Annotated in this window: 8 protein-coding genes; 1 reads left to right on the forward strand and 7 read right to left on the reverse strand. The window is 39.8% G+C overall.

What is annotated here, in order from left to right; all coding sequences use genetic code 11:
* Nucleotide 1: 1 nt before the first annotated feature.
* From C1A09_RS14795 to C1A09_RS14815, 5 genes are all read right to left on the reverse strand, one after another.
* Nucleotides 2-2821, reverse strand: a complete 2820-nt coding sequence (locus tag C1A09_RS14795) for a M60 family metallopeptidase (protein ID WP_101545718.1) — start codon at nt 2819-2821, stop codon at nt 2-4.
* Nucleotides 2822-2927: 106 nt separating this feature from the next.
* The gene (locus C1A09_RS14800; RefSeq protein WP_101545720.1) at nt 2928-4253 is read right to left on the reverse strand and encodes a BT_3987 domain-containing protein; all 1326 of its coding nucleotides are present in this window, start codon (nt 4251-4253) and stop codon (nt 2928-2930) included.
* A gap of 37 nt (nt 4254-4290) precedes the next feature.
* On the reverse strand, nt 4291-6225 hold the full coding sequence (locus C1A09_RS14805; protein WP_101545724.1) for a RagB/SusD family nutrient uptake outer membrane protein: 1935 nt from the start codon (nt 6223-6225) through the stop codon (nt 4291-4293).
* A 19-nt stretch (nt 6226-6244) separates the two neighbouring features.
* Nucleotides 6245-9619 (reverse strand): TonB-dependent receptor, encoded by a 3375-nt coding sequence (locus C1A09_RS14810; RefSeq protein ID WP_101545728.1) that lies wholly within the window; start codon nt 9617-9619, stop codon nt 6245-6247.
* Between the two features lie 46 nt (nt 9620-9665).
* Nucleotides 9666-10604 (reverse strand): FecR family protein, encoded by a 939-nt coding sequence (locus C1A09_RS14815; RefSeq protein ID WP_101545732.1) that lies wholly within the window; start codon nt 10602-10604, stop codon nt 9666-9668.
* Between the two features lie 144 nt (nt 10605-10748).
* Here C1A09_RS14815 and C1A09_RS14820 point away from each other — a divergent pair, with 144 nt between their 5' ends.
* Entirely contained in the window at nt 10749-11294 is a 546-nt protein-coding gene (locus C1A09_RS14820) for an RNA polymerase sigma-70 factor (protein WP_101545734.1), read from the forward strand.
* A 43-nt stretch (nt 11295-11337) separates the two neighbouring features.
* On the opposite strand, the gene C1A09_RS14825 is transcribed toward C1A09_RS14820, so the two are convergent.
* Together C1A09_RS14825 and C1A09_RS14830 are read right to left on the reverse strand one after the other, a co-directional pair.
* The gene (locus C1A09_RS14825; protein WP_101545738.1) at nt 11338-12606 is read right to left on the reverse strand and encodes an ABC transporter permease; all 1269 of its coding nucleotides are present in this window, start codon (nt 12604-12606) and stop codon (nt 11338-11340) included.
* A 3-nt stretch (nt 12607-12609) separates the two neighbouring features.
* Nucleotides 12610-13890: an ABC transporter permease gene (locus tag C1A09_RS14830; RefSeq protein ID WP_101545741.1), complete on the reverse strand. Its 1281-nt coding sequence runs from the start codon at nt 13888-13890 to the stop codon at nt 12610-12612.
* Between the last annotated feature and the right edge of the window lie 20 nt (nt 13891-13910).

Below are 13910 nucleotides of genomic sequence, written 5' to 3' on the forward strand. Positions count from 1 at the left end.
ATCATTTGAATGATACCTGTGTTTTAGTTCCATTTGCAGCAACGGCATAAACTTTGAAGCCCTGGGGCAATGTAGCGTTTACGGTAAATGATGTCTCCGGCGATACAAATATCAGTTTACTACTGTTGTCATAAACCTCGAATGCCACTACATTTTTCCAACCGGTCATTGTCAGTTTGGAACCGGAATAGGCAGCCGTTCCCGCAATGACCGACGCACTTGTCTTATACATTTCCAGATTATTATCCGTTATATATTCTAATTTATGCTGCGGAGCGGTATATCCCAACTGGGAAATTCGTTCTATCAGGGCATCTACCTGAGATTGAGTCACTTCGACCTTACCTTTATTATAGGTATCGCTACCCTCAAACAACCCTTTTTTCAAAAATCCCCATTTGATAAAGAAGTCCGTCAAGTTCAGTCCTGACACCTTGCTACAGATATAGGCAAATTCTATCTGCCGTTCACCATCCGTCTTCAAATCCGGATTGACACGTATATATTCGTATACATCTTTGTAAAAATCGGATTTACCCAATGCATAGTCCATATATAGTTCTAACTGCCAGAAAGGTACTAATTTATCGAATACATCTTCCAATTTTGCATGGAAAATATCGCTGTTGCAAAGAGCAAGTGTCATTGCATGCTCATAATAATTATTAAAACTGCCTTTCGAAGCCGCAGGAGCCGTAGTTGCCAATCGTGAAGCAATCTTATAAAGCTTCTGAATGTGCATCGCACAAATATTATTCGTTACTTCTACCGTTCCGAACCATTTCAATCCCGGACGTGTCTGGTTACTATGCCCCACTTCATGGGCAGGTCCCCAATTATTGGTCTTCATCTCGTCCACACTACACAGCCTGCTCATTGTAGACAGATGATAAGCAGTATGGTAAGCGGTTGAATACATATAATCGCCTTCACCGTACATCACATTAAAATACATACGGTTTTTAAACATACGATTATCGGTTTCAGTACCGGCACCGCCATCATTATTATATTTTCTCAATCCCAGAAACAATTGTTCCTGATATACGATATCATCAAAAAGATCAATCAAGTCTTTCCCATTGGAAGCATTCTTCAGATTGGCAACAGGGAAAGTGAGATGTGCGTATTTTCCTATTACATCGAAATACTTATCCACGGCTCCGTTGAGTAGTGTCGCCCACTGTTCACGAGTATGCTTCGCCACATCAAAATATCCATTGACACTACCGGATGCAAAATGTATCTTTATCTCCGGATAATTTGCCGGATTGTCATTGACATGATACATCAGGTATATCAAACCTTTCTTCTCCGGAACAATCTTGTTTACACCTGTTTTCAAAGCATAAGAAACACTGCTGTTGAAGCCGTCCTTGTTAGTATCCATATCCTGTATACGCAAACCGATATTCTGTTCGTGGGTATCGCCCACCAATACAATCAACGCCTCGCCTTTCTTGGCAAAAATACCAGTAGGATTATCCAGTAAACTATAGGTACTGGTCTTATTAAGAGCTGCCTGTACATCCGGATGCTGGTATGGCTTATAAGCAGCAATACGGAAATCAGCCGGATATTTACCTTTCAACATGTAATAGGCTATATTCTTGAACAACGGATATTCGCACGCTTCAATCTCCGCTTCTCCAATACCATCTTTTAATTCGGAACAAGTAGCATCAGTAAACAATGTCAACGGATCAAACCCTTGCGGATTTTTAGCAAAGAACTGCATCTCGGCACAAGAAGCATGTCCTCCTACTCCGGATTTTACAATCAAACGGACTGCTTTGGGTTTCTGTATTGTATTGTTAAATGAGAAAGAAGCCGTGACACCTTTCGAGCCGAAATCAAAATTCTTGTTACCTGTGACACTCACAAAAACAGGATGTTCTTCAGTGGATATCTGAACCTCAACCTCGCCAAAATGCCCATTTGTTCCACTGGTACGCGGATAATAAGTGAAGTAGTCAAGAGTTTCCGTATGATCTTCAAAATACCAGGTCAACGTTACGGGATAATGGCTTGTAACGCCTGTGGCAAAAGGGTAATTAGAGTGATAGATGGTAGCCATATCTCCATCAAAAGTATTATCTATATTCTCTCCGGCATGATAAGTGGACGCTTCGCCCTTTATTACTTTCAACTGAACATCATCTACTATTCCCTCTGCATCGCCGGCGGTGTAATTATCCAATCCATTCTGCACAATCACAACTTCGGCTGAAGCATTGGACTTTTTGTCTTTTACCACCACCTTGTCAGTACGTGAACTGCTTCCACTATTGGCATTCACGGAAAACTTATAGGAGACTTCAATCGTAGTAGTACGTGTAGCAGGTATTTTCTTCATCCAATCCGGATACGTAATTTCCAAGTCATTTTCCATTAAATTGGTCGTCACTACAAAATCAAGTTGACCTCCTGCCGCACTTAAAGTAAAAGAGGTGGGTGATACTAATATATCGGCATCGGTACCTAACTGACGTACCAATATTTTCTCACTCAACTTACCATTGTTTATGGTAACATTGGTACTACGGACTGTCTTATCCGGACTATCCGTCACGTTAATCCTTACTCCCGTGCCTGAATTAACAGGTTGGGCATCACACCATTCAGCACCATTCTCATCTACCGAAACCGTCCAGTCTACAGGAAGTGATTTTACATCAATAACAACAGAATTCGCCTCTTTATAAAAATCAGCGTTTTTCGAACTCAATTCCAATACGGGAATTGAATCATCATCGTCTTTACAGGACGATAATGAAAATAGCAATAAGGATATAAATAAATATACAAAGCTTTTTTTCATACTCTCAGTATTAAAAGAGGGCTGATCAAAAGGAATCTAATTTACCATTACATTACCTGTTTGTCAGCCCTCTGAACGTTTTAATCAAGGTTAGAAGAGAATGCGGTTATTTTCCATATAATTCGAACTCAGAAAGAGCCCACGTTTTAACACCATTAGGATTAGTAGATTTATGAACCTCAAAACGAACATAAGTATAAGAATTACCCAAATCCATCACCGGACAACCCTCATAATAAGTAGTAGTGGTAGTAGGAAGGCCATCTGCTGAAGTAAACTTCTTAATTTGGGTCCAACTTGCCCCATCATTGCTCACATAAATGATGAACTCTGACGGATGCTGATTAGTATTTCTTGTTGCATACCTTATTTTCAGCTTGGAAATAGCAGCAGCTAAATGGATATCCAGCATATGCGGGAATGGCTTAGCTGCACCTCCGTATGCAACCTGTGCATAAGTATTTAATTTTCCATCAAACCAATCTGCAAAAGTACCTTCAGCCATAGTAGTTCCGGTTAAACTCAACATATTCGGTGTAAGCGTTATTTTCGGTATCGAGTTCTTCAATCCGATTATAATCGTATTGTCACCGTAGAAAGGATATTTTGAAGTTATTTCCAATGGAAGTGCAAAATCTCCTTCCAAGTTGGTGATATCAACTTTCACTGTCAAGTTAGCGGTTGTATTACCCTTTGTAATGGTAAGCGTACCTATGGTATAACCGATAGTCATCAGTTTATAATCTACTCCATTCTCCAAATTATAATCATCCAACAGCGATTTTTTTACGGTCACTGCACATGTTATATCCTCCGTTAATGGCGTACTTAAAGTTACGGGAAGTTCATAAGTATACTCCGTTACCCCCTGAGTGATTGCAAAAGGTAGTTTAAATCCGTTTTCTGCAAGTGACAACTCCGGTTGATAAACCGTAGGTTTCACAATAATATATTTATTCTTAGCATTAATAGGCGAAGTACCTTCGGCAAGTTCCATCATCAATACATAGGTAGAACCATCTGCACTCAATCCGGAAAACTCCTCAGGATGGAAAGTAACTGTTTTGACTTGATACAAATCTTTTTCTCCAAAAGAAACAGACATATCAGCGGGCAATTCATAACACTCGGCAGGCAGTTGCTTGAAATCAGTCTTATTTTCATCATTATAAGCTTTGACATCAAAATCGCTCAAGACCTTCAGTACAGCCGAAGCTGCCATATTCAAATTGTATCCTCCCTTGTCAATAGTAATGTCATAAGTAGCGGGTTCACCAGTATTATAGAATGTCACGTCTTGTTCGTTACTATTCAAGATGCAAAGAAATGATGTATATTCATCCAAATAGTCTTCTTTTCCATCACTCAGACAGGCTCCCATAGTCAACAGCAAACAGCCCAAAAGTGAAAGTGTATATATTTTTGTCTTCATATCAATTTAATTCTAATTAGATTAATAATACAATAGCTTATTTCCAACCGTAATTCTGCGTCAGCAATTTGTTACGATCCAGTTCCCTCTGGCTAAATGGATACAAATAGTGGTTAGCTCTGAATACCCGATTTTGAACAACTGTTCTACGCCAAAAAGCACTCGGAGTATCGTCGCTTGAGGTTGCTTTCGCTTCAATGTTCATACCATAGATTGGGCCATTATCGGTACTTGTAGCAATCATCCATGTACGTGTATCAAAATAACGATGGTTCTCAAAAGCAAGCTCTACCCTACGTTCCTTACGACATAACTCAATCAATTCAGCAGTAGTAACATTCGGATAAACCTCTGTTATCGGTTTCAATCCAGAACGGTCACGCAAATCATCCCAATATTTCATTGCATTGGTACGATACTGCGCATCTCCTGTCCTGTTTTCCCACTCCAAGGCTGCTTCAATATAATTCAGATAAATTTCTCCCAAACGGAAAGTTGGAAATACCATATTCCCAGGTTGATTATTCACAAAATTTGCTTTGTGATTAACAAAACGATTTATCAGGTATCCACCTCTTGAATGGTCGTGGGAAGTATTCGAATTACCACCATTTGCCAGACTGCATAGTACATAATTATCTTTATTCGGTCCACATCTCCAATAACTATCACTCCAATATACGGCTATATAAAAACGTGGTTCACGCCCTACAAACATATTACGGCATTTACGAGTAGTATATTGAGCCTGATCTGCCTGACCTTTCCCCAGATAAGCAAGATAAGGATTTTCAAATAACGTCTCACCATCTTCCGAATATTTGGAAGCCTGATCAACAACAGGAGTCCCGTCAGCCTCATATCCCGTAATCGGATATCTGCCATCCTTCATCGCATAAGCATCTACTTGTTGCTGTGAAGGTCCCAAAGCACCATAAGCTTCACCATTACCTCCCATTTTTGTTTTTACACCAGTCGGAGTGGTTCTTCTGGCAATGATATTCCGGTTTGCATAACCCGTAGACCAGATAAGTTCACTATTCCAATTTTTTTCGGTAATACCTAAGTAATTGGCGTACGCATTTGTACCGTCGCCCTCCCTGTATAATGTATATTTACCCAGATCAATTACAGCTTGAGCCGACAACACAGCTTCTTGCCATTTTGCATTATCATATGTTTGTGGAAAAAGTTCTTGTCCTGAAAGATCCGGAAATTCTGCAGTCATAGGATTCTTTACCGCACTATACAAGGTATTACCATTAAATAAATCGCGGGCAGAATAAAGTTTCAACCTTGAAATTACAGCTAAAGCAGCACCCGCCGTAGGCAAGCCGTATTCTTCACCTGCATTCCAACTCTCTTTACCTTGTGACTTAAAATATTCAGCACATTTGGTCATCTCGGCTGTAACATAATCAACGCATTGTTGCCAGGTGTTACGTGGACGATATAAAGATTCTGTGGTTGCATCATAAGGCAAGAGTTCGTCTCCTACAAGGAATACCGGTCCATAATTGCGCATCATAAGAAAATAATAGTAGGCCCGTGCCCAACGTACATACCAGTACCAATTATCTTTTTCTTCCTGTGTTACGGTAGGATCTGTACAATTCTGAACATTCTGCATGAAAATATTACATTCACGTATTCCATTATAAAGATTTAAGTTGCCAGAAGGTATATTTGAAGCATTCCAAGCACCGGTATTTATAGATTCAGCACCTACACTGGCCGCATTAATCAGCTCATCTGTCGCAGTACTCTGAGGGGTATTCACATAACCGGTCAAATCATTTGGCAGAAAACTCATTGCACCGTGAAAATATCCACGCACGTATGCCCTTTTTTGCCAAATTTGTTCGAAAGTCATATCTTCCGTTTCCTGCTTATCCAGAAAACTCTCACATGCAGTTAACAATGGAATTACTCCACAAAGTAACAATATATATTTTACTATTGATAGTTTCATATTGATTTCGTATTATTAATTAGAAATTAGCATTTATACCGATAGTCACAGTCATATTATTAGGATACTTTGCTCCGTTTGTAGTATCCAACAATTCAGGATCCCATAGTTTAAACTTACTGAACGTAAGTAAGTTTGTACCGGCAACATAAAGTCTGAAAGACTTGATAAAAGTTTTATTCAACAATGTTTTCGGTAATGTATAGCCGATTTCCGCATTTTTCAGACGAAGAAAATCACGATCGCGTAACCACAATGTAGATGACTGGTTATTATTAGAGCTACCGGCTTCTGAACCATAAGCTACTCGGGGATATTTTGCCAAGGCATTTTGCTCGGCTGTATTGGTTGTTTTCCATGAGTATTTATAAATATCCTCATAAAAAGCGGAACGATCCATATTATCACTAGCGAAAGGATGCAAAGGATTACCATTTAAATAGATGGAAGAATGTGCTACGCCCTGGAAAAATACGCTTGCATCAAAATCTTTCCACTTAGCGGTCAAACCAAATCCATAAGTAATTTCAGGCAGATCGGTATAACCGATGGCAATCTGGTCATAAGAATTAATGACGCCATCTCCATTTATATCCTGATATTTAATATCACCTACTCTATATTCTCCAAATGATTGTTTCGGGCTGTTGTCTATTTCTGCCTGGCTCTCGAAATAACCTAAAGCGATATACCCTTTACGCTGTACGGCACCATTACGTCCAAACGGTTTACCAATAGAATTTTGATATTTATATTCCCAATCCGGTTCATCATTGTTCAACATCTGATTGCGTGAAAAAGTAAAGTTTCCACGACCTGTCAACAAGACTTTACCCACTTGTTGTTGATATTCAAGGGTGCCGTCAATGCCGGATACTTTGGCCTTACCGACATTTACATACGGAAGAGTAGAAAGACCTACAAGCGCAGGCAATCCTGCACGTTGAAGGAAAATACCATCACGTTGTTCATAGAAATAGTCTACCTGAAGTCTCAATTTATCAAACAAACGAGCCTCAACTCCTATATTTACTTTCGTAGCTTCTTCCCAAGATACATTTGTGTTTTCAATTTCACCTACCCGATAGGCTGTAGGTTTCTGATTGCCAGTCTCTCCATAAGCCCATACATTGGCAGCCGCCAATGTATTAATTGTCGACTCATACGCCCATCTTCTTGATGTTCCGATATCGTCATTACCCACTTTACCATAAGATGCTTTTACTTTCAAGTCATTTACCACTTTAGTCAACGGCTCAAACCATTTCTCATTAGAGATCATCCAGCCTAATGCATAAGCCGGGAAGAAACCGAAACGATGCCCACGGGCGAAATTCTCTGAACCGGTATATCCCATATTGAATTCTGCAAAATATGTATCCTTATAGGCATAGGTCAAACGTCCTGCAATTCCCTGGCTTTTGTATGGCAAGGACTTTTTTTGATTTTCCGCAGTCAACAGTTTATATATTTTATGGTTGTACAAGAACAATGCACCAATACGATGCTTTTCTGCAAACAAACGAGTATAGTTAAGAGAACCTTCCATATATGTGGTCATTTTGGAAACAGTTACCGGTTTTTCATATGACAAGTTATTGGAACCTTCATAAATAGTTTTATAAAGTAAATTACCATTTTCATCCCGCCCTGTCGCATGATACTGTGGAGCAGTCTTTGAACGTACCTGTAATGTATTATTGGAGGCATCCCATGAGAACTTGATATTGGCTGTCAATCCCGGAGTAATCATATCTAATTTTTGAGTAATTCCAACCAATGATTGTGCAGAGTTCCAATTTTGCTCACGATAACCGGAGTGTACAAGCGAATTCCACGGATTATCTCCACTTGCAGCACTTGGTGCAGAAAGAGTACCGTCAGAATATTGTGCAGGATAGGCATTCGGAGACGCATTGAATGCTGTTGTCCATATATCGTCTACTTTTGCTCCTGGTCCCCATGAACTTTCATAAATATTAGCCAAGTTCACGTTAAATGTGGTAGTCGGGGTTACCGCAAAATCCATATTGGCACGGAAATTAAATTTCGTATAATGGATGGAAGAATTGTAATCGTAAACATTACCGGCATTTCTAAAAATAGAACCTTCATTATAGAAACCACCTGATATATAGTATTTACAAATATCGCCACCACCAGAAAGGTTCAAGGTGACACGTTCGCTTGAAGCCAAATTTTTATACATTTGATCCAACCAATTCACATTCGGATAAAGATCCGAATCGGAACCATCTCTATATTTCTGAATATCTTCTTGGGAGTATCCTCCGTCACCATTACCGGTCAACCCTTTGGCTTCATTATACATCTCGGCCCATTGCATTGAGTTTACCATTTCGGGCATACGGGTAGGAGTTTTAAATCCCATCTCTGCACGTACATTAATACGCGGCTTGCCTTCGGTACCTTTCTTTGTCGTAATCAGGATAACACCATTGGCTCCGCGCACACCATAAACAGCCGATGCAGAAGCATCTTTCAAAATAGAAAAAGTAGCAATATCATCTACGTCAACTAAATCCAGTTCACGTTCGATACCATCTACCAAAACCAAAGGAGTAGAATTTCCTTTGAAAGAAGCAATACCACGAATGTAGAAATCGGAAGCACCATTCTTACCCGGTTCACCGGACGCCTGCATAGAAACGACACCAGCCAATTGCCCAGCCAACACATTGGATATATTAGCCCCCGGAATATTCAGCCCGCTTACATCCATTGAAGAGATAGCACCTACCACACTCTCTTTCTTCTGATGTCCGTAACCTACTACAACTACTTCTTCCAATGCTTTTGTATCCGAATACAGGGTAACATTAATTACATTATCATTGCCGATAGCCACTTCCTGTTTCTTCATACCGATATATGAAAATTCAATGACGCCACCAATGCCTTCTACAGTAAGAGTATACCTTCCATTCAAATCAGTAATAGCACCGGAAGAACTGTTTTTTAACCATACACTGGCACCAATGATAGGCTCTTTCAAATCCCCATCCATAATGATACCTGTTATTACACGCTTCTTGGGCTGCTGTTCAATACTTTCAGATTTTGATACTTTGAAAATAACATCCTTATCTTTGATCACATAATCAACATCAGTGCCTGCAAGCAACTGTTCCAATAATTTGTCGACCGTACCACTGAAATTGATGTTTCTTTTGGAATTATCTTTTAAATCACTATCCTTATAAAAGAAAGTATATTCACTGTTTTTCTCTATGAACCGGATAGCTTCTTTTAAAGAATATTGTCCTTTCACCGAAATATTGCTCTGCGCAGCCAGAACCGAAATCGGATATAAGAACAAAAGCACCGCGATAATCCTAAGATATCGCCAATAAAAAAAATCTCTTTTTTTCATGTTTTACTTAATTAATATTAGACATAAGATTTACTTTAAAACTATTTTAGTTGCTTATTATAATTTTGTCATTATCCCTTGTTTCATGGAGATTCATTATGAAACAAATCTTATCAATCACATTCCTCAATGACTCATCCTGACGAATTGTACCACTAAATGACGGATTTATATCTCTACCCTCAAATACAATCTGCACATTGTATATCTGGCCAATAACATGTAATAATTGATTTAAAGGCATGGCATTAAACTTGAATTTTCCATCCTTCCATTCTATATTCTCTATCTTTCGGGTTTGTATTTCACTATTCAGTGAATTGTACAGCACCTGCTGTAAAGGTTGCATTTCAACCTGTTTTCCTGTGGGTTCCACCTTAAAGGTTATACTACCATTGAAAAGGGTTATTTCATTTTTTCCATTTTCTTGTTTTTCAACTAAAAAACGTGTTCCTTTTACCTCTATAAATGCTTTGTCTATATATACATGAAATTTACTTCCCAAACGCTTACGTACTTCAAACAAAGAACTTCCCTTTAACCAAACATTTCTGTCTTTCACAAAATTTTTAGCAAAACGAATGGAACTCTGCGGACGCATCCATACTTTTGAGCTATCAGGTAATATATAGAGCATACTATTTTTTGCCACTACTTCCATAAACTCCGTTTTCTCTAAAGCCTGAGTTCCTTTCAGTACAAAATAGCCACTAATAACCAAAAACAAACTGATACAGGCAGCAATCAACGGTCGGCGCATCCGAAGTATAAGCCTTCTTTGCCTTCCTATCTTATATCTCTTCAGTATGTTTGCCCATATTTGTTCTCCTATTTTAGGATCTATGTTTTCTGTACCTTCTTCCCACTGTTCTTTCATTCTCTCTTTTACGATATCAATCTCGGTCAAGTGTTCGAGGTCTTCCCTCCTAAGCTCATTTTTAAATAAACTTTTTATCAGTTTGGTATTTTTCTGTCTTTCTTTCATTGGATATATTTTACCTATATACTATAAATACACTTCCCAAAGTCCACACCCTAAACAGAGCCATTACTTTTTTCTTAAAATTCTTTTTCTTTTTTTTATTTCAATAATAAAAATATTAACTAACTTCGCACATCAAAGGTTAAAATGACGCACAAAGAATTAATAAGAAAATTCAAGGAAGGTAATGAGGAAGCCTTCTCGGTAATATATAAACTATACTGGGAAAAAGTATATCATTTTTCCAGCCTCTACATTACTTCCCCTGAAGATGTGGCAGAAGTTGTGCAGGAAGTTTTCATTAAACTCTGGGAGGCAAGACACTTAGTAGATGAGGAACAATCTTTCGAAGGGTTTCTGTTTATTATTACCCGTAATAAGGTTTTCAATCATTCCCGCAAACAATTGAATTATGCTTTTTTGAAAGTAACAGTATTACAATCTATAGAGAAGTCGTACGAAGAGGAAGATAAACTTGAAATGTCCGATTTAAAACAGCACCTTTCTTTATTACTCTCTCAACTGACGGAACGACAACAGCAAATATTCCGTATGAGCCGACAACAGTATCTGACTTATAAACAGATCGCCGAGCAATTATCTATCAGTGAAAAGACAGTAGAATACCACATGACAGTCATATTAAAATATCTGCGAAAGAATTTATATATGCTGTCACTTTTCATTGGATAAGTGGTATCTACTTCTTTGTATTTACTAATCATGTCCTTTATTCTTAGTCATCATGTAAAGCCTCAGCCGGTTGAACCTTCATCGCCATCCGTGCAGGATACCAAATTCCGGCTATAATCATCAAAGCCATTAGTAACCAAGTGACTGCAAGGGCAAGTAAGAAACGGCCGACGGTGAATGGCATCTTGTCAATATTCACCAACTCAGCAATTCCGATATTAAAGGTAATGCCTATTGCCAATAGTGTTGCAAGGGCAAGCAATACTACCCCTTCACCCATCAAGCGAGAGAAAATTGCACTACGACTACTGCCCAATGCCATACGCAGAGCCACCTCTTTGCGCCGCTGTTGCGTACGAAACCAAAATGTACCAATAACGCCAAGAAAAATATTCATCAACAAGAAACCAAGTACACAAAGCTGGGTCTTGGCTTCATTCATATCCTCACGTTCGCAAATCTCACGCAAATCTTTGAAAGAGGTTACATCAAGCAGGTAGAGATTTCCTACCTGATAAAGCCGGTCAGCGTCATCCATCAACTTCGCCATAAAATCGGTATCGTCATCAGGTCGTACACGTAAACTGAGCGTGATGTACCGTGGATTACCATACTCTTTCAGTCTGTCAAGACTAAGGTGCAAAGCCGCATAGGAGCCACCCCACTCCGAAGAAGTATAGAAGTGCGACCAGCGTACAGGCGCACCGACTGCTCCCACACGGCATCGTTCATCGCTACCGAAATTCAGTAACATAAGCTCACGGTCTTGCAACGAAGCCGCATCATCCAAGTGCAATCGGGGATAACCGGCAAAAAGATTGGAAGAAACCACCATACGATTATCACGTATAGTAGAAGCCATACGAGTAAGCATCTCCTCATCTGAACTCCCATAACGGAACACTCTGAAGAAATCGGGCTCTACCCAAAGAAGATGGACATTCACCGATAGGGTATCCAGTCCCAGATTGAGACCGTTACTGCCGTCATTATAAGGAAAACAATTTTGTGAAAGTGCCACAGCTTCCACACCGGGACGATGTCTCAACCGTTCGGCAAGTTCCACAAGATGTCGCATATCATCGTCTGTAGTCAAATCCGGATTATAGGCAACAGACTTGGGAGTAAGTTTATTGACTGTAATATTATAACAATGTTCCGTGTCAAAACCCATCGGGGCATTATAAACACGGAAAGTAACCAAAGTCCAATCTACAATGTACCACAACACTACAAACACCAACAGCAATTCCGTAAAAAGAAACAGACTGGAACGCCATTCATTCTTGATTTGAATCAGCATATTTTTCATACGTTATTCTCCCTTCTGATTAATTGCATCCACTATATTCATCCTGGAAGCTCTCCATGCCGGAATACCGGCTGAAAGTAAATTCATCAGCATACAGAAGCCAAAAGCTGCCAGAAAGGCCCATGGCGAAAGCAACATACCGGGTGTCAATGAAGTATCTCCACTTAAATAAGCATTAGCACTATTGCCAAAAAGAAAACCGTTCAGTAAGAAAGTGGCACCATAACTCAAAGCCAATCCAAGTATCCCGGCCAACAACGAAAGCAACAGATTTTCAAAAAACACCTGTCTCACCAATTCACCACCCGTAGCGCCGAACGCTTTACGTACCCCGATTTCGCTCATACGCTTTCGCATCCGCGAGAGTGTCATTGAAGAAAGATTGATGGCAGGTACCAGCAACAAAATGGTAATGACAAGCACATAACGCAAGACAGTTCCTTTCACATCCGGTAAATGATCCCATTTGCGATATAGATTGGCAAACACCGCATCAGGCTGGTCACGATAAAAAACTTCCGCATCAGACAAACCGGAATTATAGGCAAGACGTAACCGTTCCGCCTCTTCACGAATAGCCGGAAAATCGGCAGATGAGTGTGCCAAAATAACGGTTTTCATCTGTCCCATCGTATTTTCCCACCAGGCAAAGCCGGCAGCGTCTGTAGAATTATAAGGTACCCACACTTGTCCATATGCTGAAGTAGCAAGCATGGAGACATCTGCCACAACCCCCGAAATCCTATAATCCACATGATTTAATTGCAATATCTGCCCTGCTACTTCCGTAGTACCGAATAATTGACGTGCCACAACAGCCGAAATAACGGCACATGGTATCCCGGCATCACTGTCTGCTTTGCTAAAACCTTTTCCACTCAAAAAACGGAAACGAAAAATATACCAAAACTGCTCATCCGTCTGTACCATATCTGCCGTAAACTTCGCTCCGGCAGGCAACGACACACGTACTTTTTCCGGTAAAGATATAAGTGTGACAGCTTCTGCCGTAGAAAGTTGCTTGAAACATCCCTTACCCGTCTGTACAGACATATGACCATAAGCCCCACTGTCAGTTCCTTTCTGTCTCACTGCCATTGTAGAGACATAAAGCGAACGCGATCGGTTCACTTCCGGTTCACAATCCACCATACGTACCTGTAAAGTGATGACAAGTACCATAATCATGCAGATAGCAAGGGCTGTACCTATCACGGAGACCCAAGTGACAATCGGATTTTCACGCAAATGGTAAAAAGCTTGTTGAAAGTAAAGTCTTATCATTATAAGAATAATATTAGTGT

The sequence above is a fragment of the Bacteroides cutis genome (genome assembly GCF_900241005.1).
Classification (GTDB): domain Bacteria; phylum Bacteroidota; class Bacteroidia; order Bacteroidales; family Bacteroidaceae; genus Bacteroides; species Bacteroides cutis.

Bases quoted from the DNA above. Each gene is read 5' to 3' on its own strand.
- C1A09_RS14795 (WP_101545718.1), bottom strand. From the start codon at position 2,821: ATGAAAAAAAGCTTTGTATATTTATTTATATCCTTATTGCTATTTTCA.
- C1A09_RS14800 (WP_101545720.1), bottom strand. From the start codon at position 4,253: ATGAAGACAAAAATATATACACTTTCACTTTTGGGCTGTTTGCTGTTG.
- C1A09_RS14805 (WP_101545724.1), bottom strand. From the start codon at position 6,225: ATGAAACTATCAATAGTAAAATATATATTGTTACTTTGTGGAGTAATT.
- C1A09_RS14810 (WP_101545728.1), bottom strand. From the start codon at position 9,619: ATGAAAAAAAGAGATTTTTTTTATTGGCGATATCTTAGGATTATCGCG.
- C1A09_RS14815 (WP_101545732.1), bottom strand. From the start codon at position 10,604: ATGAAAGAAAGACAGAAAAATACCAAACTGATAAAAAGTTTATTTAAA.
- C1A09_RS14820 (WP_101545734.1), top strand. From the start codon at position 10,749: ATGACGCACAAAGAATTAATAAGAAAATTCAAGGAAGGTAATGAGGAA.
- C1A09_RS14825 (WP_101545738.1), bottom strand. From the start codon at position 12,606: ATGAAAAATATGCTGATTCAAATCAAGAATGAATGGCGTTCCAGTCTG.
- C1A09_RS14830 (WP_101545741.1), bottom strand. From the start codon at position 13,890: ATGATAAGACTTTACTTTCAACAAGCTTTTTACCATTTGCGTGAAAAT.